Origin of the sequence: Pseudoalteromonas sp. SCSIO_11900, assembly GCF_000576475.1 — a bacterium.
GTDB classification, from domain to species: Bacteria; Pseudomonadota; Gammaproteobacteria; order Enterobacterales; family Alteromonadaceae; genus Pseudoalteromonas; species Pseudoalteromonas tetraodonis.
The window spans coordinates 2,912,805-2,935,308 of the sequence record NZ_KK070023.1; the positions used below are offsets into that span (position 1 = coordinate 2,912,805).

The 22,504-nt window shown below is 41.4% G+C and carries 21 protein-coding genes; all 21 read right to left on the reverse strand.

The features are described from left to right. Positions 1-15: 15 nt before the first annotated feature. The 21 genes from BG00_RS13500 to nusA all read right to left on the reverse strand — a co-directional run bounded on the left by BG00_RS13500 (position 16) and on the right by nusA (position 22,488). Positions 16-228, reverse strand: a complete 213-nt coding sequence (locus BG00_RS13500; protein WP_008467121.1) for an EF-hand domain-containing protein — start codon at positions 226-228, stop codon at positions 16-18. 160 nt (positions 229-388) lie between these two features. Beyond that, entirely contained in the window at positions 389-601 is a 213-nt protein-coding gene (locus tag BG00_RS13505) for an EF-hand domain-containing protein (protein WP_008467122.1), read from the reverse strand. Between the two features lie 576 nt (positions 602-1,177). After that, entirely contained in the window at positions 1,178-1,393 is a 216-nt protein-coding gene (locus BG00_RS13510; protein ID WP_036983160.1) for a TIGR02450 family Trp-rich protein, read from the reverse strand. A 382-nt stretch (positions 1,394-1,775) separates the two neighbouring features. Next, entirely contained in the window at positions 1,776-2,129 is a 354-nt protein-coding gene (locus BG00_RS13515) for a cupredoxin domain-containing protein (RefSeq protein WP_036983161.1), read from the reverse strand. A gap of 22 nt (positions 2,130-2,151) precedes the next feature. Then, on the reverse strand, positions 2,152-4,395 hold the full coding sequence (locus tag BG00_RS13520) for a heavy metal translocating P-type ATPase (RefSeq protein ID WP_036983162.1): 2,244 nt from the start codon (positions 4,393-4,395) through the stop codon (positions 2,152-2,154). After that, positions 4,392-4,829: a MerR family transcriptional regulator gene (locus BG00_RS13525; protein ID WP_036983165.1), complete on the reverse strand. Its 438-nt coding sequence runs from the start codon at positions 4,827-4,829 to the stop codon at positions 4,392-4,394. Before BG00_RS13525 ends, BG00_RS13520 begins: the two co-directional genes overlap by 4 nt. Positions 4,830-5,038: 209 nt before the next feature. Continuing rightward, entirely contained in the window at positions 5,039-5,536 is a 498-nt protein-coding gene (locus BG00_RS13530) for a DUF2059 domain-containing protein (RefSeq protein WP_036956928.1), read from the reverse strand. A gap of 128 nt (positions 5,537-5,664) precedes the next feature. Then, entirely contained in the window at positions 5,665-5,997 is a 333-nt protein-coding gene (locus BG00_RS13535) for a Na+/H+ antiporter subunit G (RefSeq protein ID WP_036983166.1), read from the reverse strand. Between the two features lie 9 nt (positions 5,998-6,006). Then, the gene (locus BG00_RS13540; protein WP_008114565.1) at positions 6,007-6,276 is read right to left on the reverse strand and encodes a K+/H+ antiporter subunit F; all 270 of its coding nucleotides are present in this window, start codon (positions 6,274-6,276) and stop codon (positions 6,007-6,009) included. Continuing rightward, a complete protein-coding gene (locus BG00_RS13545) occupies positions 6,270-6,806 on the reverse strand; it encodes a Na+/H+ antiporter subunit E (RefSeq protein WP_036983168.1) in 537 nt (178 codons plus the stop codon). Before BG00_RS13545 ends, BG00_RS13540 begins: the two co-directional genes overlap by 7 nt. Next, entirely contained in the window at positions 6,806-8,323 is a 1,518-nt protein-coding gene (locus BG00_RS13550) for a monovalent cation/H+ antiporter subunit D (protein ID WP_036983170.1), read from the reverse strand. The genes BG00_RS13545 and BG00_RS13550 overlap by 1 nt, the downstream gene beginning before the upstream one ends. After that, on the reverse strand, positions 8,320-8,667 hold the full coding sequence (locus BG00_RS13555; RefSeq protein ID WP_013464542.1) for a Na+/H+ antiporter subunit C: 348 nt from the start codon (positions 8,665-8,667) through the stop codon (positions 8,320-8,322). Before BG00_RS13555 ends, BG00_RS13550 begins: the two co-directional genes overlap by 4 nt. Further along, positions 8,667-11,459 (reverse strand): monovalent cation/H+ antiporter subunit A, encoded by a 2,793-nt coding sequence (locus tag BG00_RS13560; protein WP_036983172.1) that lies wholly within the window; start codon positions 11,457-11,459, stop codon positions 8,667-8,669. Before BG00_RS13560 ends, BG00_RS13555 begins: the two co-directional genes overlap by 1 nt. Positions 11,460-11,748: 289 nt before the next feature. Continuing rightward, entirely contained in the window at positions 11,749-12,888 is a 1,140-nt protein-coding gene (locus tag BG00_RS13565) for a hypothetical protein (RefSeq protein ID WP_036983173.1), read from the reverse strand. Beyond that, on the reverse strand, positions 12,872-13,744 hold the full coding sequence (gene nlpI / locus BG00_RS13570) for a lipoprotein NlpI (protein WP_036983175.1): 873 nt from the start codon (positions 13,742-13,744) through the stop codon (positions 12,872-12,874). Before nlpI ends, BG00_RS13565 begins: the two co-directional genes overlap by 17 nt. 184 nt (positions 13,745-13,928) lie before the next feature. Further along, positions 13,929-16,055 carry a polyribonucleotide nucleotidyltransferase gene (gene pnp / locus BG00_RS13575; RefSeq protein WP_036983177.1) on the reverse strand — a complete coding sequence of 709 codons (2,127 nt, stop codon included), beginning with the start codon at positions 16,053-16,055 and terminating at the stop codon, positions 13,929-13,931. A 362-nt stretch (positions 16,056-16,417) separates the two neighbouring features. Then, entirely contained in the window at positions 16,418-16,687 is a 270-nt protein-coding gene (rpsO, locus tag BG00_RS13580; RefSeq protein WP_006793376.1) for a 30S ribosomal protein S15, read from the reverse strand. A gap of 109 nt (positions 16,688-16,796) precedes the next feature. Further along, positions 16,797-17,741, reverse strand: a complete 945-nt coding sequence (truB, locus tag BG00_RS13585) for a tRNA pseudouridine(55) synthase TruB (RefSeq protein ID WP_013464537.1) — start codon at positions 17,739-17,741, stop codon at positions 16,797-16,799. Further along, entirely contained in the window at positions 17,741-18,148 is a 408-nt protein-coding gene (gene rbfA / locus BG00_RS13590) for a 30S ribosome-binding factor RbfA (protein ID WP_008467148.1), read from the reverse strand. The genes truB and rbfA overlap by 1 nt, the downstream gene beginning before the upstream one ends. A gap of 157 nt (positions 18,149-18,305) precedes the next feature. Next, on the reverse strand, positions 18,306-20,963 hold the full coding sequence (infB, locus tag BG00_RS13595) for a translation initiation factor IF-2 (RefSeq protein ID WP_036983180.1): 2,658 nt from the start codon (positions 20,961-20,963) through the stop codon (positions 18,306-18,308). A gap of 25 nt (positions 20,964-20,988) precedes the next feature. Then, entirely contained in the window at positions 20,989-22,488 is a 1,500-nt protein-coding gene (gene nusA, locus BG00_RS13600) for a transcription termination factor NusA (protein WP_013464535.1), read from the reverse strand. Between the last annotated feature and the right edge of the window lie 16 nt (positions 22,489-22,504).

Genomic DNA, 22,504 nt, shown 5'->3' on the forward strand with positions numbered 1-22,504 from the left:
GATCCTTAAGGGAAACTAATACGCTGAAAATTCGTCTTTAGAAAGTTCACCATTACCATCTACATCTAGCTCTGCAAACTGCTCCATAAGCTCAGCAGCAACCGATGCCTCTGCTTGGCTGATGGTGCCACTGCCATCTACATCAAGCGTTTCAAAGTCTGTGCTTGCAAATACGGCAGATGAAGAAGCAAGCGCCATTAATACCAGTGTTGATTGTAACTTTTTCATAATATAATCCTTCAAAGTGTGCAATGTTCGTCAAATAAAAAATAATTGGCTCAAAACTATCAACCTCATATCCTTGCGATTCTTTGTCATAGGCTCCCTTGCCTATTTAGGTTGTCTTGGGCAACTCAGAATCAGTAATAGTATTGAGCACTAAAGCTGGTTACGCCTTAGAAAACTCTGCTTTAGATAACTCACCGTTTTGGTCAGTATCAAGCTCAGTAAACTGGCTCATAAGTGAGGCGTCAACTGATGCTTCAGCTTGGCTAATAGCGCCGTTGCCATCCACATCGAGTGTGTCAAAATCGGTTGCTGCAAAAGCCGCTGATGAAGAAGCTAAAGCCATTAATACCAGTGTTGATTTAAGTGTTTTCATAATGTAATTCCTTCATTAGGTTGTGCGATGAAGCGATGTGCTTTATCACGTTTTTGCTAAATACAGCTTAGGTATTACAACTTCGATGCCATGTTTTTAAAGTTATTTAAAAACATGCAGTTAGAATGATTTTGAAGCATTTTAATAAAAATAAACCATGATTTTGTTGCTTTTTAGCAACAACCACTGAGACTGAAATAAATAAACATTTAAAATCAATAAGTTAAATTATAATAAAAAGAGACATGGGAATGAAAAAACCGGAAAAATCATGTTTAGAGCAGTTATGAGAATAAACCGACTCTGAACACATCCGACATACTTACTTTAACGGTATAAAATAATACGCATAACGCATTGAAATATAATAACTAAAATAATATTTAGATTATTTTTATAAAAACGTTTGAAGAACGATTTAAAAACTCTCGTTTTGTTGCCAAATAGCGAATTGAGATGAAAACAAGCTGTAATAGAGGAGAGTCGCTAGCAATGTGTTGTTCTAAAAAACAATAAACTAGTCGCTCATGCTCATAAGGGCTATGAGCGTGAGCAATGTGTTTTAAACAGCCTGCTTTATTTCCAACCTTGCAGCCATTTTTGTTGATCTTTTAAATCGCGCCACTGGATTGGGTATTGGTTTTTTGACATTACCGCTTCAGTGATACATTCAACGACGTTGCCGTCTTCATCAAACTCAACCTCAACAATAATAAAATGTTTTTCCTTATTAATTGCTGGGATCGCTGTCCATTTACTATTAAACAGTTTTTTAGGGTTTAATTTATTCATACTACGCCTTCTCAGTTTTCTGCTTGAACAAACGCATCGGATCCATTTTTAGTTTTATTAATCTAGGGTCTGTTGACCTTTCAAGGTTAAATTTGCAGCAGTCTGTTTGGTATTTAGGCAAGGCAGAGCCTATGTGGTGTGGTTATTCCCCATAAATAGGCGATAACGCAGCATCAATGCCAAACAGGCGCTGCCCTTCGGATTCTGCCTAGGGGCGATTTACTCTTTGTTGCCTACATGGATGTAGGTAAGGGGCGTGAGCAGGACGCGGAAGCTTTGCTCGGTTCTTACTTAGTCCACTAGGTTACAAACCTCGCGCCGCGATTAAACCGCTCCTAGTTTGAACAAATTGTAATCCGCAAAGGTCAACAGACCCTAATATTCAAGACACTAATAACGTGCCTTTATACATTTGCATTTGGCAATGAAAAGCATATTCACCCACTTTAAGTGCCGGCAGCTCAACAGTGTTATTCTCACCCATAGCGAGCGTTTTACTGATATTGAGTGAAGGAAACACCACCGTTTCGGCGCATGGAGCGCTGTCTTGTCGATTAAACGTTAGCGTTACTTTTTTATCAGCAGCCACTTTAATATGGGCAGGATAATAAACGCCGTTATTAACCACTATCGTTATTTTGTTGTTATTACTCTGCACTTGCTTAGGTTTATATAGCCAAAACCAGTAAATAATAACCGCAATTAACAATGCGCCGAGTATATTGAACATCAACATAATGCTACTCCTATTTATAAAATTACGATTTACTGGGTTTAAAAAAGCGCAGGCGATTGGCGTTTGTGACCACAGTTAGTGATGACAGCGCCATAGCAGCACCTGCAACAATTGGGTTGAGTAATATACCAAAGAATGGATATAACAGCCCCGCAGCAATTGGAATACCTGCCACATTGTAAATAAATGCACCAAATAAATTTTGCTTAATATTGACTATAGTGGCGCTACTAACCGCAATGGCATCGCCAAGACTCTGTAATGAACCACGCATTAAGGTGATATCAGCGCTCTCAATCGCCACATCGGTGCCAGTGCCAATAGCAAACCCAACATCGGCCTGTGCCAGTGCCGGCGCATCGTTTATACCATCACCCGTCATACCGACTATTTCACCTTTAGCTTGGCGCTTAGTTACTTCACTGGCTTTGTCATCAGGCATTACTTGGGCAATAAAGTCCTTAATACCTACTTTGTTAGCGACGGCTCTGGCGGTAGCTTGGTTATCACCGGTCAGCATAACAACATGGATACCTTTTTTTTGTAGACGTTTAATGGCCTCTGCTGAATCGTCTTTTATCGGATCGGCCACCGCTATAATGGCTTGTAGTTGGGTATCAATTGCAAAATACATTGGCGTTTTAGCGGCGCTGGCTAATTGCTCAGCTTGCTCTTTTGCCTCTGCAATACTGATATTGTGTTGGCTCATAAGCGCTTCATTGCCAAACAATAAAGTTTGCCCATTTAATATGCCTGTAACACCTTGCCCCGTCACAGCGTTAAAATCGCTGACTTTTTCAATCGTGATATCTTCATTTTCAGCATAACTTACAATGGCTTGCGCTAAAGGATGTTCAGAGCCGCTTTCAAGACTAGCGGCAAGCTTTAGCACGTGTACTTTATCGCTGTCATTAAAATTAATGATATCGGTAACGGTGGGTTTTCCTTCTGTGATCGTGCCGGTTTTATCTAAAATCATGGTGGTAATTTTAGAGGTGGTTTGCAGCGCTTCTCCATTACGAATAAGTATTCCCGATTCAGCGGCTTTACCTATCCCAACCATAATTGACATAGGGGTTGCTAAACCCAGCGCACACGGACAGGCAATGATAAGCACCGTGGTCACGGCCACTACCGCATAAGCAATGCTCGGCTCGGGGCCAAAATTAAGCCATGCAAGGCCCGCGAGCACTGCAATAATCATTACCGTAGGAACAAATACGCCGGATATTACATCGGCTAAACGCCCTATGGAGGGTTTAGAATTTTGTGCTCGTTTAACCATATTAATAATACTGGCAAGTGTGGTTTCACTGCCAATATGAGTGGCTTTAAATAGCAACGTGCCACTTTTATTAACACTGCCTGCAACAACGGTATCGCCCTCACTTTTGTTCACTGGCATAGGCTCACCCGTGAGCATTGACTCATCCACTGAGCTGCTACCTTCAATGACTTCACCGTCCACGGGGATTTTTTCACCGGGGCGTACACGCACAGTCTCGTTTTTTAGTACCTCACTAATAGCTATATCTTGCTCTTTGTTATCACGCACTACCCGAGCGGTTTTTGGCTGCAAACCGATTAAGCGTTTTATCGCCTCAGATGTGCGACCGCGGGCTTTTACTTCAAAGGCAAGGCCTAGGCTAATTAAACCGATGATCATCGCTGAGGCTTCAAAATAAACATGCCTGGCCACCTCGGGTAGCACGCCTGGCGCAATGACTACCACCATAGAATACAACCACGCGGTACCTGTGCCCAACGCAATCAGTGTATCCATATTGGCGGTGTGGTTTTTAAATGACTGCCATGCGCCGTTATAAAACTGTTTACCCGCAATGGCCATAACCACTAAAGTGACTATACCAACAATAAACCAGCCAATGCGCTGCGCATTGGTGGTAACACTCATATCAAAAATAAGCCCATACAACATAAGCGGAGCGCCAACGCCTAGCGCCAATACCATATTACGCATTAGCTTTTTATAGTGCGCGTTATCGGCTTTGGCTTTTTCATCTAGCGCGTCTTGCTCCGACTCGCTATTCATTGGCTTAGCCTTGTAACCAATATTTTCGACTGCTTCAATCAGCTCAGCTGATGGCGCATTGCCTTCAACTTGCACACTGCGATCAGCAAAGTTCATTTCAACACGCTGCGCACCTGATACGCTTTTTAACGCTTTTTCTATTTTTGCGACGCAGCTGCCGCAATTGGCACCTTCAATTATAAAATTTTGCACTGTGTCTTTATTGTTGCTCATTTTGCTTCCTCGGAACTCACTTGTTCGTTAAGGGGATCTACAAAGGTCTCAATTAAACTACATATATCGGCACTTACAGCACCATCGCTTGAGTTTTCCCACTGTTTTACCGCTGCTTGCATACGCGTTCTTAGTTTGAGTGTTTCTTGAAATAACCGCTCTGTTTCTTCAAGTCGCTTTGCTATTAATTGTCGTGTCAGTGGGCATGGGCAATTCCCTAGCTCCGACTGAGCAACTATTTGCTGAATATCTTTAATAGAAAAACCAAGTTGCCGTGCACTAATAATAAACTTTAAACGCTGTTGATCGGCAGCGGTATACACTTGATAGCCATTGCTTTGGCTACGAATGGGGTTAAGTAGCTTTATACGCGTGTAGTGCCGCACTGTATCTTGGGTCACTTCCATGATTTCAGCTAGCTGTTTAACATACATAACTCACTCCATCGGCTTTTAGTAGTGACATAATAAACCTATGTGCAACACACAGGTCAACCGCTATTTTAAAACTCAGGGAATGCGTTATCGGCACATTAAATAAGTGATTACGCTTGCTTAAAGAAGAGGAAGAATATAGCAGTCACAAAATAGTGACTGCTAGAAAATGTAGACGTTATTTTGCTACGAGCTAGGTTAGCTATAGTTTAATTCGCTTCGCTACGCGATTGTTTAAGTGCTTCACCTAGCTGCCCAGCAATTGCTTGGATCTCAGGCATAGCTTCTTGCACTAAAGATTGTGACATTTGCATAGATGCTTGCATCACCTGTGGCATTTTTTTCAAAATAGCTTGCCCTGACTCTGTTTTATAAAAATCGAGCATATCGCTAATCTCTTGCTCACTAAATTGCTTATCATAAAGGTTAACCATCATAGGCTGCATTTTTTGCCAGCTCATTTTAGTTTTTAGCACCTCAGTCATATCGGCATAATATTTATCAAATATTGGCTTTTCATCTGGCTTTACACCCATTTGCACCGACATATTTTGCATCATGCCCTCAACTTGAGAATACATAGAGTCAACCATAGCGTCCATATCCATCACCTCTACCAGCTCATCAATTTTTTGTTGCTTAGTAGTTTGCGCTGCATATAAGTTAGTTGAAAAAATAAGTAGTGATAAAAGTAATACCTTACCCATATTAATATCCTTTTTGTATTTGAATTTACGCCATACTCACATGTTCAATAAGTGTTGTAAATGGGAACAACCAAAAAAACAAAAAGCCGAATAACTACCATTATTCGGCTTTTTGTCGTTTTTTAGGGTTAATCTTTTTCGATATTATCGAGTCCTTTCGTTCCATCTTTGGCTTTTAACTTATGATGAATAGCGGTTTTAATTAGCATATAACCACTAATGGGCGCCGTGATTAATAAAAATATAGTGATTAATATTTCTTTTACGCTTAAGCCACTAGCTGAATTGGCTAAAAATACCATCGCAGCCGTGAGTATACTTGCCATCCCTAAAGTGGTTGCTTTAGTTGGCCCATGTAAACGCATAAAAAAGTCCGGCAGTTTAATTAAGCCAATAGAGCCAATTAAAATAAAGAGCCCACCAAACAACAGCAATATTGATACGATCCATTCACTTATCATTTTAATACCTTACTCAATTATATCGCCACGAAGTAAATACTTACATACAGCCACAGTACTTATAAAACCTAACATTGCGATAAGCAAAGCGGCTTCAAAATATAAACCTGTTCCCATACTGATGCTATATAAAATAATCAATGCAATAACGTTAATGTACATTGTATCGAGCGCCAAAATACGATCTGGTACTGATGGACCAATAATAAGTCGCCATAGATTTAGTAGTAATGACAATCCAACCATTGAAAAAACAATCAGTAATACTGTATCTAACATTGAAATATCTCCTTTAGGGGAGCTTCGTAGCGTGCTTTAATTTGTTTGATAAGTGCTTGCTCATCATCTAAATCCAACACGTGAATTAATAAATATCGCTGCGCAGGTTCATCGTCTTCATTAAGTGACTTAATGAGAGGATAAACCTCAGCACTTACTGTACCCGGCGTTAAAGACACACAACTAGCTAAAATAGTAATTGGCATTTCATGCATTAAATCGATAGGCACTTTAACAAAACCTGGACGTAAATTTTTTGAAGGGCCCATTATTAATAAGGCCACTTGTAAATTAGCCACAATAATATCGTAAAGCACAATAAGTAACTGCTTAAACGCCAAGCCAGGCTTTAATATGAGTGGCTGTGGATCTCTAAATGACATACTAAATAAAGGAATAAGCAGTGCTAACAATGCACCCAATATAATATGCCCTACAGACACACTGTTATTTAATAATAGCCATACTATAAATAAAAATAGACTACGAAACGGTGTGGGTAACCAACGAAAACGAGCTTCTAAGCGCATTACAGACCTCCCTTGAGTACCGCATTAATACCACCACTAATATCGTGAAGTTGTGTTGCTGTTTCAAGTGCATATTGCGTTGCCAAATCACCAAAAACAACCAACAGTATTGAGCTTGTGAGCAGGCCAACAAGTACGATAACTTGCAACGGATGTGCATTAGCAACATCACCAGCCTCACCGCCTTTGTCTTTATGCTCCCAAAACAAACTCGTGCCTGCACGTGATATAGCAACAATTAACGCTAAGCTCATAATTAAGTAAACAGGCCAAAATACCAGTGCTTTCTCACTGTTTAAGGTGGTTTTTAAAATCCAAATTTTACCTACAAAACCTGAAAGTGGCGGCATACCTATGACGGTTAGTCCAGCGATAATAAAACACGCTCCCAACAAGAATGGTTGCTTAACTGCGCGTCCGCCAACTAATCTGTCGCCGACCTTACCTCGCTGAGTTGCAATTAAATCAGCGAGTAAAAATAGTGCTGCAGTCACTAACGTTGAGTGTACTAAATAATACAATAGTGCAGCTGTGGCGTTTATATTTTGAAGTGCAACCAGTGCCACTAAAGTACCCACAGAAACCAGTACTAAGTTTGCGGTAAGCTTACGTAAATCTTGTGCTGCCAACACCCCAATTGCCCCAATCACTATGGTAGCAATGGCCAACGCCCATAACCAAGACTGCGCCATATGCTCAAGTTCACCGGCTTGCTCACCAAATACCACTGTATATACGCGTAAAGTGGCGTAAACACCTACTTTGGTCATAATCGCGAATAATGCAGCAACCACAGGTGTCGCACTTGAATAGGCATTTGGGAGCCATAAATGCAGTGGTAATAGTGCACTTTTAAGGGCAAATACCACAAGCAATAGTAACCCGCCCGCTTTAGCTAAATAAACATCATCACCGATTAACTGCGGTACTTTATTAGCCATATCAGCAATGTTTAGGGTACCCAATACCCCATATAAAATACCTAAGCCGATTAAAAATACACTTGAGCCAACTAAGTTTAAAATAACGTAATGCAGTGCTGCACGTGTTTTTGGTTTACCGCCGCCGTGCATTAATAGCGCATAAGAAGCAATTAGTAACACTTCAAAAAAGACAAAGACGTTAAATAAATCGCCCGTTAAAAACGCACCATTTACCCCTAATATTAAAAAATGAACCAAGGGATGGAAAAAGCTGCCTTGCTCGTCATCGCCGGCACACCCATATAAAACCACACCAAGACCTAAAAAGGCGGTTAAAGTAACCAGTAAAGTTGAGAGCATATCTGCTACCAGTACAATACCAAACGGCGCTGACCAGTTACCGATTGCATAAACAATAACCCCGTTATCTTTAACCTGAACCAGCAGTAATACTGTAATTACAAAGGTTAAAATAGCCATTAGGCTTGAAGTTAATCGCCGTGCAAATAAACTTTTGCCACACGGTGGCAGTAGCAGAATGATTGCCGCTAGCATAGGCATTAAAACAGGCAAAGATGCTAAATGCTGAATCATTTTCTCTCCTTGCGTTTACTTCTGGTTAGGGTGCCATCAACATGATCATTCCCTAAATCTGCTCGCCCTCGTATCGATAAAATAACCACAAACGCAGTCATGGCAAATCCTATTACAATAGCTGTTAATACTAAGGCTTGTGGCAGCGGATCGGCGTAATCAGCGCCAGTTCCAAGTACCACCGCTTTATTGATAGTTAAGCGCCCTGATGAGAATAAAAACAAATTAACCGCGTAAGAAATCATTGTCAGCCCCAGTACCACTGGGAATGTGCGCGCTCTTAATAATAAGAACACACCACAGGTGACTAGCACGCCAACGCAAGATGCGTATAACAGTTCCATTAAATATTTACCTCTTCTTTCTCTGCGTTCGCTGTCATATTACCTAAGCTAGCAAGGATCATTAGCGTCGCGCCAACAACGGTTAAGTACACGCCCAAGTCAAATACAATGGCGCTGGCAAGCTCTGTTTTACCAACAAACGGAATATCAAAGTAATCAAACCAGGTAGTTAAGAATGGTTTATCGAAGAACCAACTTCCTACACCCGTAAACATGGCGATAGCGATACCTGATGCAATAATTTTTCGATAGTTAACATCAAAACGTTCATTAATCCACGCAGTACCATGGGCCATATATTGTAAAATAAAGGCAATAGAGGTCACGAGGCCGGCAATAAATCCACCGCCCGGTAAGTTATGACCACGTAAGAAAATATAAGCGGATACTAATAGCGCCAATGGTAATAAGCTTTGTGAAATACAAGCCAATAAAATAGGATGACGGTCTTTAGACCATGGGCGCCCTTCACTGTCGCTTGCTGGCATATAAAGCGGAATTCTTGATAACAGTTTAAATATACCCAGTGCTGCAATCCCTAACACGGTGATTTCACCTAAGGTATCAAAGCCCCTAAAATCAACTAAAATAACGTTAACAACGTTAGTACCCCCACCGCCTGTTTTAGCATTAGCGACAAAGAATTCAGAAATTGAATTAAGAGGACGGGTCAGTAATGCATAACAAATACTAGCAATAATTACCCCTACCGTAGAGGAAATAACCACATCACGTAAAATACGCAACGAGCTTGACTCTCTTGGTGTACTTTGCGGTAAGAAAAACAGTGCCAACATTAATAATATGATAGTTGCAACTTCTACTGTAAGTTGCGTTAAGGCCAAGTCAGGCGCTGAAAAACGTGTAAACGCCACCGACACCATTAATCCCACAATCGACAGCATTAATAACGACACCATCCGAATTCGATGCCAAATAACGGTAGCAATAGCACCAATAATCAGTAGCCCTGTACCTATAGCATTTTGAATATCAATTGGGGTATTAGGCACACTGCCAGCTAGCTGTTTCATTTCAAATAATGGCCAACCTGAGGCAAGTAATACAACGCCTAACATAATAAATACATAGCGTTGTAATGAGCCATTTTCTGTTGATTGGATTTTGTTTTGACACCAATTAACCACAACCGCTAAAAAACGCTCGAATATTTTTTTAGCATTAAAAGGGGGTAACGACGCTTGGAACTGAAATAAGTACTTACGATTGACGTAAATAAATAAACCACCAATTACCGCCATACCACTCATAAGTAGAGGTAAATTAAAACCGTGCCAAATAGTTAGCTTGTATTCAGGCATAGCTTGGCCAAGCACCGCCAATGAAGCAGCCGATAAAATACCATCTACTGCAAAGTGCGGAAAAATACCCACTAAAATACACAGCACCACTAAGATTTCTATAGGCACACGCATATAACGTGGCGCCTCATGAGGGGTGCGTGGTAAGTCTACCGGTTCACCATTAAAGAACACGTCATGTATAAAGCGAGATGAGTACGCTACCGACAGCGCACCTGCAACGGTTGCCAGCACAGGAATTAACCACGACATAGAGCCCAGTACTTGCTGATGCAGTGTTTCAGCAAAAAACATTTCTTTAGATAAGAAACCATTTAATAGCGGTACACCGGCCATTGCAGCTGCGGCCACCATCGCCAATGTAGCTGTATAAGGTAAGTAGCGCCACATGCCATTGAGTTTGCGCATATCACGCGTGCCGGTTTCATGGTCAATAATACCCGCGGCCATAAATAACGACGCTTTAAACGTAGCATGGTTAATAATATGAAAAATAGCGGCTACAGTTGCAAGTTGTGTGTCTAGGCCGAGTAATAGAGTAATTAGGCCTAAATGACTAATTGTTGAATAGGCTAATAAACCTTTTAAATCATGTTTGAATAGCGCGATGTAAGCGCCAAATAAAAGTGTAGTTAAACCCGTCAAACCGACTAATAAAAACCAAGTGTCGGTTCCCGCCAGTGCTGGATAAAAACGTGCAAGTAAAAAGATACCCGCTTTTACCATAGTGGCAGAGTGTAAATAGGCACTAACCGGTGTAGGTGCTGCCATGGCATGGGGTAACCAAAAATGAAACGGAAATTGTGCAGACTTGGTAAAGGCGCCTAGTAATACTAGCACCAGCGCTAATTCGTATAAATCATGTGATTGAATAATCGCTTTGCTAGCTAAAATAGTGTCTAGGTCGTAGCTTCCAACAATATCACCTAGCAGCATTAAGCCGCCCAGTAATGCTAACCCACCCGCACCGGTTACCGCCAGTGCCATACGCGCCCCCTTGCGCGCCTCTGATTTATGCCACCAGTAACTAATCAACAAGAACGAGCTAATACTGGTTAGCTCCCAAAACACCCATAACTGAATCACATTGTTTGACATAACAATGCCCAGCATGGCGGTCATAAATAACATTAAGTAACTAAATAGCTTTGGCAGTGAATCGTTTTGACTTAGGTAATAACGGGCATACAAAATAACCAGCAGCCCTATTCCTAAAATCATAAATAAAAACAGTAAACTCAAGCCATCTAAGCGTAAGGAAATATCCAGCCCTAAAGCAGGTATCCACTGCGCGCTAAAACGAATGGTTTCTCCCGCGAGAACAGCAGGCGCATGATAAAGTGTAATTGCAAGCGCGGCTAAAGGCGCAATAGCCGTTAGGCTCGTTGCCTGATTTCGAGAAAGTTTGCCGGTGCATGCAGAAATAACACTGCCTAATAAGGATAACAGGGGTATCCAGAGCAAAGTCATAATGAAGGGCCTTTTTGAATCATAAAGTTTATCAATTCGCTACTTGTTATTATTAAATACCAAAGTGACTTGGGTATACGTTTTATATCTGTTTTTTAACAACATTAATACGTACAGTTATACTGATAAACATGGTTTTTGTCTATAGAAAGCGCTTCTAGCGGGGCAACAATCAAGCAAAAAAGTCTATAAATTAATGAACTGAGATAAAACCGGCTCAGCTTTTAAGCCGTTTTAATAGGATCGTATAATCATTGGTTAAACAACCTAAAAGTACTCTATTTAATGATTAAAAGCGCGGGAATAAATCTGCATGTTGCTCTATATGAGTTTGCCACAAAACCCGATATTGATCTGAAAGTCCAACCTGTTGATATTGCATAATAGACCACTGTGCGCTTGGCTTATAAGCAACACCTCCTTGCTGACAGCTTTTGCTTTTGTGCCATCCTTTTGGCGCATCAGTGTTATGAGCAATAAACAAGTTAGGGGCAACCAACCCCTCAAGCTGACAAAGCCAAGCTTGTTTTTTTGCTGGTAAAGCGTATTCATCTTCAAAACCATTAAAGTGCATTAATTCATGTAAAAAGACCGCATAATTGGCCTGCGAGTTAATATGCATTAAGCCCTGATGTACATTGGCAGTACCTTGCTTTGGCATCATAATCGCAAAATCGAATCCTTTAGGAAGCCGCTGCTTAAGTGATGACTGTTGCCAATCGCACTGCGCAAGCGTTGCTTTAGTGCTGTTACAAGCAATTGCATTACCAACATATATAGGCTTTGAAAAACAAAATGCATTACTACTAGGCTCTGGGTGTTGTGCGTATTTTTTCACAAAGTGGTTGAGCCTATATAAACCATCACGGTGATCGCTCAGCATTAGCACATTAAATGTGCATTGCTTTTGTATCTCAATTTGCTCGCTCGCTACCAAAAACCCTAATTTATTCATAAAGGAGTGGTTTAATGCATCGAAAGGAGCACGCTGTTGTAACTGTAAATGATAAAAGGCATCCCCTTTAGGTAACTTATTGTGAGCTTTTAATAACGCTAAATCTTGCCAACGCTGTTGAGCAAGCAATGAAGCTGCGAGATGTTTTTGTTGTTTAATTGTTATCTCATCGAGGCTTGCTTGCCAAAAGAGCTTGGCGGTTTCAGTTTGATTATTGGCTATTAATGATAACCCATATCCGTATTGTGCATGGGCTATTTTATTGCGTGCTAAGGTAGCTAATGAGGTCGGGGGGAGTTGTAAAATATGCGATGCAAAGTAACCAGGGAATTGCCAATAACTATCAATCACATTGGCTTTGGCGTGCAATACTTGCCAAAAGCCAATGCTATTTTGTTTATTACTGGAGCCACTAATTAAGCTAGCGCACAGTAATAAAATACTTAATTTAAAAAAGTTAGCCCGCGCTTTCACTAGCCATCAACTCAAGCTCTAAACGTGCATATTTATATTCTATAAATTCATGAACGTTCGTTGCTAGCGCCAACTTAAAGTAATCTGTTGCAATTGAAAGCTCACCTGCGGCTTGGTGCTGTTTAGCTAAGTAAAAATAAGCTTCACATAAACGTTGAGCATATTCTTGTTGTGAACTCACACCATCGGCTATCCCTGAAAAAAATGCTTTTTCACTCATATCACCTACATACAAAGCAATAAGCTGATATGCCCATTCGTTTTCATCAAGGGCCGCCGCATTAGCTTTTAACGAAGCGAGTGCCTGAGTTTTATCTTGTGCGGCCTGCGCTAAATAAAGCCACAGCACACGATAAGGATCGTTAGGAGAGCGCTCCAAAAACGTTTTAAAGTCATCCTTTGCAAGCGTGGCTCTATCACCATAGTACAAAGCAATACCACGATTTAAATACGCATATTCATGTTCTTCATTTAACTCTATGGCTGAATCAAAGTACTCGTATGCTTTTTCGTATTGTTGCATCAAGGTATGTTGAATCCCCAAAAAGTTATACACTTCAGCCAAATCAGGTTTCAGTTTAACAGCTCGGTTAAAATCAATTCGCGATAAAGTGGTCATGCCTAAGCTATCAAACAGCACACCACGGTCATAATAGAGCTTTGCTTGTTGCTCTGTACTTAAGTCTGCTCTATTTAATAGCTCTGAAAAACGAGCAATGGCAATTTCATTTCTAAAGTCTGATGCAAGTGGCGCAGTAAATGGCACATTAATAATAGCAGCGGGTTTAGTAGTAGCCTGACAAGCGCTTAAAGACAAAATAGCAAAAGATGCCAAGGCTAAATGTTTAAGTCTCATTAAAATCCTTATACCGAGGTAAGTAGCAAATAGATAAGACATAAGCTGTCTTGTAAGGTTCATTCTTGTTATATGTTACTTAACGTCTTGAACATAATAGGTTGCTAACATTAAAGCATAAAAAAAGGGGCTAAACAGCCCCTTTTTATACTATCCAGTAATTATCTGGATGAAAGATTAGCAATTACGCGTCTTTAGACTCGTCAGCTGCAGGTGCTGCTGATTCCATTGCCTCTTTAATACTTAGACGTACACGGCCTTGGCGGTCTACTTCTAGTACTTTAACTTTAACTTCTTGACCTTCACTAAGGTGATCAGCAACGTTGTTAACACGCTCTGTGCTGATTTGTGAGATATGCACTAGGCCATCTTTACCAGGAAGAATGTTTACAAACGCACCAAAATCAACGATACGTACAACTTTACCTTCGTAGATAGTCCCAACTTCAAGCTCAGCAGTTAATTGCTCAATACGGCTAATTGCATTTGCAGCACTTTCACCATCTGTAGCAGCAATCTTAATTGTGCCATCATCACCGATTTCAATCGTAGTACCTGTTTCTTCAGTAAGTTGACGAATAGTTGCGCCACCTTTACCGATTACATCAGCAATTTTCTTCTGTGGAATTTGCATCGTGTAAATACGCGGTGCAAACATAGATAACTCTTCAGAAGGTGCAGAAATCGCTTCGTCCATCACACCTAGAATGTGTAAACGAGCTGCTTTAGCTTGCTTAAGCGCGATTTGCATGATTTCTTGCGTGATACCTTCAATCTTGATATCCATTTGTAGTGCAGTGATACCGCTAGTTGTACCCGCTACTTTAAAGTCCATGTCACCTAAGTGATCTTCATCACCTAAGATATCTGAAAGTACTACAAAGTTTTCTTCTTCTTTAACTAGGCCCATCGCGATACCGGCAACAGAAGCTTTAATTGGTACACCCGCGTTCATAAGCGCTAGAGACGTACCACAAACCGATGCCATTGAAGATGAACCATTTGATTCAGTGATCTCAGATACAACACGAATTGAGTAAGGGAACTCAGTCAATGTTGGCATTACAGCTTGGATACCACGTTTAGCTAGGTTACCGTGGCCGATTTCACGACGCTTAGGAGAACCTACAAAACCCGTTTCACCTACACAGAATGGAGGGAAGTTGTAGTTAAGCATAAAGTGGTTTTTATGCGTGCCAGTTAAATCGTCGATTAACTGTGAATCACGTTCTGTACCAAGTGTTGCTGTTACTAATGCTTGTGTTTCACCACGAGTGAAGATTGCAGAGCCGTGAGTACGTGGAAGTACGCCCGTCATTACATCTAGTGCACGGATCATATCTGGTTCACGACCATCGATACGTTTTTCGCCAGCAGCGATACGGCCACGAACGATTTTCTTCTCAAGTGAACCGAATACTTTACCTACTTCTTGCTTATCAAGCGTTTCGCCTTCAGCAAGCTCGCTTGTTAGTGCTTCAACAACCGCATCTTTTGCAGCAGTCAATGCTTCTTTACGCGCTACTTTATCAGTAATACGGTAAGCTTCGCCTACTTTATCAGCAGCAAGTGTTGCTACTTTCTCTTCTAATGCAACGTTTTTCTCAGGTGCAGTCCAATCCCAAGTAGGTTTGCCTGCTTCTGCTTTAAATTCGTTAATTGCATTGATGATAGACTGTGATTGCTCATGGCCGTATACAACCGCACCTAGCATTACGTCTTCAGCAAGAACGTCTGCTTCTGATTCAACCATAAGTACAGCGTTATCAGTACCCGCAACAACTAAATCAAGTTGGCTTTCTTCAAGCTCTTTTAGTGTCGGGTTAAGTACGTATTCACCGTTGATGTAACCAACACGTGATGCACCAATTGGACCGCTGAACGGGATACCAGAGATAGCAAGTGCTGCTGATGTACCAATCATCGCAACCATATCAGGTTGGATTTCAGGGTTTACAGAAACAACTGTCGCGATAACTTGTACTTCGTTTACAAAACCATTAGGGAAAAGTGGACGAATTGGACGGTCAATAAGACGTGCAATTAGCGTTTCGCCATCGTTAGGACGACCTTCACGCTTGAGGAAACCACCTGGGATACGACCAGCAGCGTACATACGCTCTTGGTAGTTAACTGTTAGTGGGAAGAAATCTTGACCTGGTTGAGCTTCACGCTTACCAACAACCGTTACTAGTACTGACGTGTCGCCAATGCTTGCTAGTACTGCGCCGTCTGCTTGACGAGCGATAGCACCTGTTTCTAGCGTCACTGTGTGTTGACCTAGTTGAAATTCTTTTATAATTGCTTGCACTTAAAATATTCCTTAAATGTATTTTTAGTATTAATTAAGTTTTCATCAAAGTACCAATTACAGTACATAATTGTATTCAGTTGGAAATCAATTAAGTACTACAATTGGCAATGATGTAAATAACCGTAAATAAACCTTTTTATCTACGCGCCATAGTATATAACAAAGTCAGGTGAAATTGCGAGCTTAGCACCGAGATAAAATAGTGCTTACAGCAATGCCAAAAACATTCGCTTTGTGAATGATAACAGAATGGCTTTTATTCGATATTTCAAGGGGTTTACTGAGAAGTACTGGTGAAGACGAGAAAATGTGAGCACAAAAAAAGGAGCTAAAAAGCTCCCTTTTTGATAATCAAGTTCTTAGCGACGTAGGCCAAGCTCTTTGATTAACGCAGTGTAACGCGAGATATCTTTACCTTTAAGGTAATCAAGCAGTTTACGGCGAGTGCTTACTTTACGAAGCAGACCACGACGTGAGTGGAAGTCATGCTTGTGATCAGCAAAGTGACCTTGAAGCTTGTTGATATCAAAAGTAAGTAATGCTACTTGTACTTCAGGTGAACCAGTGTCGCCTTCAGCGCGTGCGAATTTAGCAATGATATCGATTTTTTCTTGATTGCTTAGTGACATAATAACTCCAAAAGTTAAATTTAACAGGTGCTTTAGCCGATCACTAATTCAGCCAAAACGATTAAGCGGGCGTATTCTACCAATTATCAGCATAACTACAAGTTAAACTTTACTCTGGTTGCTGATTAGACAAGCCACGTTTTGATTTTAGATGGCCATCAGGATTACGTTCACCAGTACCAATAAAAATTCCGTCAGCCAGAACTTTTATTGCACCTTCAGGTAACTCTTTACCTAGCACCACAGCTTGACCATGGCTAAATGCTATTCCCTGCTCTTTAGTAATTTCCACAACAGGTAAATCAACTAACGCGGTATCCATTGGCAATAATAGTTCGTCAAGGTAAGTAGAAGGCGCAACGTCTTGTTCTTTCGCTTGATTTAATAACGTTTCTAACTGCTCAAGTGTGACCATTTTATCTGCTGGGTAATGCCCTACAGCACTACGATGCAGCATAATCACATGCGCGCCGCAGCCCAGGTTTTCACCTAAGTCATCAACAATAGTACGAATATACGTGCCTTTAGATACATGGGCAGTCATTTGTATTTCGTTGGCTTGCTCATCAAACTCATCAAGCGTTAAGCTAAATACGTTAATTTTTCGACATTTGCGAGGAACTTCTATGCCTTCACGCGCATATTTATATAAAGGCTTGCCTTCATATTTAAGCGCTGAATACATTGATGGATATTGGTCTGACTCACCTAAAAATTTAGCAATTTCCTGTGTAAGCAGTTCAGCAGTAACATTAACATCACGCGTTTCGACCACTTCGCCATCAGAGTCTGACGTGGTAGTACGTTCACCCAGTTTTGCTCGAACAACATAGGTTTTATCTGTATCGAGTAAAAACTGGGTAAACTTTGTGGCTTCACCAAAACAAATAGGCAGCATACCGGTCGCAAGCGGATCAAGCGCACCTGTGTGCCCCGCTTTTTGAGCAAAATAAATACCTTTCGCTTGCTGCAGTGCTTTGTTTGATGAAATACCTTCTGGTTTGTTTAACAACAAAATACCATCAACTGGACGGCCTTTACTGCGTCTTGCCATTAGTCTTTAGTGCCTTCTTCGCTATCTGTTTCATCATCAACATGCTTAGCGTTATCTTCACGAATGATAGAGTCCACTAAGTTAGAGATGCGCATCCCTTCCATTAATGAATTATCAACCACAAATTTAAGCTCAGGCATGATTCGCGCACGAATACGTTTCCCTAGCAACGAACGGATATAACCGGTTGCTTCGTTAAGTACTTTGGCACTTTGCTTGGCTGCATTTTCATCTTCGGTGTTAAACACGGTAATGAAAACTTTGGCATAAGATAAATCGCGCGATACTTCTACCGCAGACACTGTCACCATGCCCAAGCGCGGATCTTTAATTTCGCGTTGTAAAATCACCGCAATTTCTTTTTGAATTTGCTGAGCAACACGATCAGTGCGAGAAAATTCTCTCATTTCACTTTCCTAAAATTATAACTTATTGAAAAATAATAATAAGCTAACTAAATAATGGATACACAAATGGGGGCTGAGCCCCCATTTAAAATCTTAGCATAGGTTATGTTGGGCTATCGAGGTACAACCTTGAATGTCCAACACCACCTAATAACAATTAAAGACTACGTTGTACTTCAACTGTTTCAAATACTTCGATTTGGTCACCAACGCGAACGTCATTGTAGTTCTTAACGCCGATACCACATTCCATGCCGTTACGAACATCAGCAACGTCATCTTTAAAGCGACGTAGTGACTCAAGCTCACCTTCGTAAATAACCACGTTATCACGAAGTACACGAATTGGTGCGCTACGCTTGATAGTACCTTCAGTAACCATACAACCAGCAATTGCGCCAATTTTTGGTGATTTAAATACATCACGTACTTCAGCAAGACCAATGATCTCTTGTTTAAACTCAGGAGCAAGCATACCTGACATAGCTTGCTTAACTTCCTCGATTAAGCTGTAGATTACGCTGTAGTAACGAAGGTCTAAGTTTTCAGCATCAATTACTTTACGCGCAGATGCATCAGCACGTACGTTAAAGCCAACTACGATTGCATTTGATGCCGCAGCAAGTGTTGCGTCTGTTTCGGTGATACCACCTACACCTGAACCAACAATCTTCACTTTTACTTCATCAGTAGAAAGTTTAGTTAGTGAGTCTGAAATAGCTTCAATTGAACCTTGAACATCGGCTTTAAGTACGATGTTAACTTCAGACACATCACCTTCAGCCATGTTAGAGAACATGTTTTCAAGTTTCGCTTTTTGCTGACGCGCTAATTTAACATCGCGGAACTTACCTTGACGGTAAAGTGCAACTTCACGTGCTTTACGCTCATCTTTAACTACTGTGGCTTCATCACCTGCAGCTGGAATACCAGAAAGACCTAAAATCTCAACTGGAATAGAAGGACCGGCAGACTTAATGTCTTTACCGTTTTCATCGCGCATTGCACGAACACGGCCATATTCAAGACCACATAATACAATGTCACCTTGATTAAGCGTACCTGACTGAACAAGAATAGACGCAACAGGACCACGGCCTTTATCAAGACGTGATTCAATAACAACACCTGCTGCCATACCTTCGGTCGGCGCACTTAGTTCTAATAGCTCTGATTGCATTAGTACAGCTTCTAGTAGGTCATCAATACCTAAACCAGTTTTAGCCGAGATATGAACATACTGTGTATCGCCGCCCCACTCTTCTGGGATAACGTCTAGCTGAGCTAGCTCATTTTTAACACGATCTGGATCTGCGCCTTCTTTATCCATTTTGTTTACAGCAATAATTAAAGGAACGCCAGCTGCGCGAGCATGCTGTACCGCTTCTTTAGTTTGTGGCATTACGCCATCATCAGCTGCAACCACTAGGATTACGATATCAGTCGCTTTTGCACCACGAGCACGCATTGATGTAAATGCGGCGTGACCCGGAGTATCTAAGAAAGTGATCATATTGCCGTTAGTTTCAACGTGGTATGCACCAATGTGCTGTGTAATACCACCGGCTTCGCCTGATGCAACTTTAGCTGAACGAATGTAATCAAGCGTCGATGTTTTACCGTGGTCAACGTGACCCATAACAGTTACTACTGGCGCACGTGGCTCTGACTTACCATCTTCATGGCGGTCATTAAGTACTGTTTGCTCTAATTCGTTTTCTTTTACGATGATAACTTTATGGCCCATTTCTTCTGCTACAAGTTGCGCAGTTTCTTGGTCAATAACTTGGTTAATAGTAACCATGTCACCCATTTTCATCATAGTTTTTACAACTTCAGCGCCTTTAACCGCCATGCGTGATGCAAGCTCAGCAACTGTAATTGTTTCACTAATACGCACTTCATTTTTAACATCAGCCGTTGGTTTTTGGAAACCGTGCTGTAATGACGCTGGCGCTTTTAGCTTACCTTTTTTACCTTTAGACGCTGCAAATTTATCTTTTGCTGGCGCTTTTTTCTTTTTCTTCGCACGGCGCGAGCCTTGCTCTTCGCGAGCATCAGCTACATCTTCTGCTTCACGTGCGTAAGTTGAAGTCGTAAGGTGGTGATCCGCGGTTTCTTCGCGTTTCTTACGTTCTTCTTCTTCTTTCTTCCAGCGTGCTGAGTTCTCTTCAGCTAGCTTTCTTGCCTCTTCTGCTTGACGTTTCGCTTCTTCTTCAGCTTTCTTCAATGCGGCCTCTTCTGCTTCTTTTTGCAGACGCTCAGCTTCGATGCGATCTTTCTCAGACTTAGCACTTTGCTCAGGGGTCATCTGCTGTTGTTTCGCTTTACGCTCAGCATCTGCTTTGCGTTTAGCTTCTTCTTTGGCTTTACGATCAGCGTCTTCTTTTGCTTTACGTTCTGCCTCTTGTTTTGCCTTTAATTCAGCAGCGGCTTGTTCAGCTTTTTGCTGCTCTTCAAGACGTGCTTTTTCTTCAGCGGCTAGACGTTGCTGTTCTTGCTCTTGCTCAACAGCACTTTTTTTCACATAAGTGCGTGTTTTACGAACTTCAACTTGCACAGCTTTTGCTTTACCCGTAGAGCCCGTCACACTTAATGTGCTTTTGCTTTTACGTTGCAATGTCATGCGAGCAGGGCCTTCAGAGCCCGTGCCACCATGTTGCTTACTTAGGTGATCAAGTAACGTCGCTTTTTCAGCTTCAGTTACATTGTCGCCTGCTTGTTTAGTAATACCGGCTTGTGAAAACTGCTGTAGTAATTTATCAACAGTTGTACCTATATCACCGGCTAGTTTTTCAACATTTACTTCTGCCATAGTCTCTAATACCTCCGTTAATAAATTACTCGTCTGCAAACCAACAAATATTACGTGCAGCCATAATTAGCTCGCCCGCTTTCTCTGAAGATAGCTCTGTAATATCTACAAGCTCATCAATGCCTTGCTCAGCTAAGTCTTCAAGTGTTACTACACCCTTACTTGCCATAACAAATGCTAAATGACGCTCTAAGCCTTCAAGCGCAAGTAAGTCTTCAGCAGGCTCAGCGCCTTCTAAGCTTTCTTCCGTTTTAAGCGCTTTCGTTGTTAATGCATCTTTTGCACGTGAACGTAATACGTCCACTGTTTCTTCATCTAAGCCGTCGATTTCTAAAAACTCTGAAGCCGGAACATAAGCAACTTCTTCAAGTGTTGAGAAACCTTCGTTGATAAGTAATGATGCAAATTCGTCATCAATATCTAAGTTTTCAGTAAATAAGTTAATTAACTTATCTGACTCAGCTTCGTTCTTAGCGCGCATTTCATCAACGGTCATTACGTTTAATTCCCAGCCAGTTAATTGGCTTGCTAAACGTACGTTTTGACCATTACGACCAATAGCTTGTGCTAAGTTATCAGCTTCAACAGCAATATCCATTGAGTGTGTATCTTCATCCATTACGATTGAAGCCACTTCTGCTGGTGCCATTGCGTTAATAACAAACTGTGCAGGGTTGTCATCGTAAAGTACGATATCAACACGCTCACCGCCAAGTTCTGACGATACCGCTTGAACACGTGCGCCACGCATACCAACACACGCACCTACAGGGTCAATACGCTTGTCGTTAGATTTAACCGCGATTTTAGCGCGTGAACCTGGATCACGTGCTGCAGCGCGTAATTCAATCATTTCTTCGCCAATTTCTGGCACCTCAATGCGGAATAATTCCATCAGCATTTCTGGTTTAGAACGGGTTACAAATAATTGTGCACCGCGTGCTTCAGGCTTCACTTCATATAAAAGACCGCGGATACGATCACCCGGGCGGAAGTTTTCACGTGGCAGCATGTCGTCACGATAAATAACCGCTTCTGCGTTGTTACCTAAATCAAGTACGATTGCATCACGGGTTGCTTTTTTAACAACACCCGTTACCAGCTCGCCTTCTTGATCTTTATATGCTTCAACGACTAAGGCGCGCTCTGCTTCACGTACTTTTTGTACGATCACTTGCTTAGCCATCTGTGTTGTTATGCGGTCAAATTTAATTGATTCAATCTGCTCTTCTACGTAGTCGCCCATTTTCAAGTCAGGTTCTTCAACTTGAGCAGCTTCTAACGTGATTTCGCTGTATGGATTCTCTAAAGAACCATCTTCTAAAACTTCAGCTATTTGCCAGCGACGGAATGTATCGTAATCGCCGGTTTTACGGTCAATTGCAACACGTACATCAATCTCACCATCATGCTTTTTCTTTGTCGCTGTCGCTAATGCGAACTCTAGAGCTTCAAAAATCTTTTCTTTTGGAACCGCTTTCTCATTGGAAACGGCTTCAGCAACCAATAATATCTCTTTTGCCATGGGTAATGCCTCGCTT

Excerpts from the sequence above, each read along its gene's own strand:
- BG00_RS13500 (WP_008467121.1), bottom strand. The coding sequence starts at position 228 with ATGAAAAAGTTACAATCAACACTGGTATTAATGGCGCTTGCTTCTTCA.
- BG00_RS13505 (WP_008467122.1), bottom strand. The coding sequence starts at position 601 with ATGAAAACACTTAAATCAACACTGGTATTAATGGCTTTAGCTTCTTCA.
- BG00_RS13510 (WP_036983160.1), bottom strand. The coding sequence starts at position 1,393 with ATGAATAAATTAAACCCTAAAAAACTGTTTAATAGTAAATGGACAGCG.
- BG00_RS13515 (WP_036983161.1), bottom strand. The coding sequence starts at position 2,129 with ATGTTGATGTTCAATATACTCGGCGCATTGTTAATTGCGGTTATTATT.
- BG00_RS13520 (WP_036983162.1), bottom strand. The coding sequence starts at position 4,395 with ATGAGCAACAATAAAGACACAGTGCAAAATTTTATAATTGAAGGTGCC.
- BG00_RS13525 (WP_036983165.1), bottom strand. The coding sequence starts at position 4,829 with ATGTATGTTAAACAGCTAGCTGAAATCATGGAAGTGACCCAAGATACA.
- BG00_RS13530 (WP_036956928.1), bottom strand. The coding sequence starts at position 5,536 with ATGGGTAAGGTATTACTTTTATCACTACTTATTTTTTCAACTAACTTA.
- BG00_RS13535 (WP_036983166.1), bottom strand. The coding sequence starts at position 5,997 with ATGATAAGTGAATGGATCGTATCAATATTGCTGTTGTTTGGTGGGCTC.
- BG00_RS13540 (WP_008114565.1), bottom strand. The coding sequence starts at position 6,276 with ATGTTAGATACAGTATTACTGATTGTTTTTTCAATGGTTGGATTGTCA.
- BG00_RS13545 (WP_036983168.1), bottom strand. The coding sequence starts at position 6,806 with ATGCGCTTAGAAGCTCGTTTTCGTTGGTTACCCACACCGTTTCGTAGT.
- BG00_RS13550 (WP_036983170.1), bottom strand. The coding sequence starts at position 8,323 with ATGATTCAGCATTTAGCATCTTTGCCTGTTTTAATGCCTATGCTAGCG.
- BG00_RS13555 (WP_013464542.1), bottom strand. The coding sequence starts at position 8,667 with ATGGAACTGTTATACGCATCTTGCGTTGGCGTGCTAGTCACCTGTGGT.
- BG00_RS13560 (WP_036983172.1), bottom strand. The coding sequence starts at position 11,459 with ATGACTTTGCTCTGGATACCCCTGTTATCCTTATTAGGCAGTGTTATT.
- nlpI (WP_036983175.1), bottom strand. The coding sequence starts at position 13,744 with ATGAGACTTAAACATTTAGCCTTGGCATCTTTTGCTATTTTGTCTTTA.
- rpsO (WP_006793376.1), bottom strand. The coding sequence starts at position 16,687 with ATGTCACTAAGCAATCAAGAAAAAATCGATATCATTGCTAAATTCGCA.
- truB (WP_013464537.1), bottom strand. The coding sequence starts at position 17,741 with ATGGCAAGACGCAGTAAAGGCCGTCCAGTTGATGGTATTTTGTTGTTA.
- rbfA (WP_008467148.1), bottom strand. The coding sequence starts at position 18,148 with ATGAGAGAATTTTCTCGCACTGATCGTGTTGCTCAGCAAATTCAAAAA.
- infB (WP_036983180.1), bottom strand. The coding sequence starts at position 20,963 with ATGGCAGAAGTAAATGTTGAAAAACTAGCCGGTGATATAGGTACAACT.
- nusA (WP_013464535.1), bottom strand. The coding sequence starts at position 22,488 with ATGGCAAAAGAGATATTATTGGTTGCTGAAGCCGTTTCCAATGAGAAA.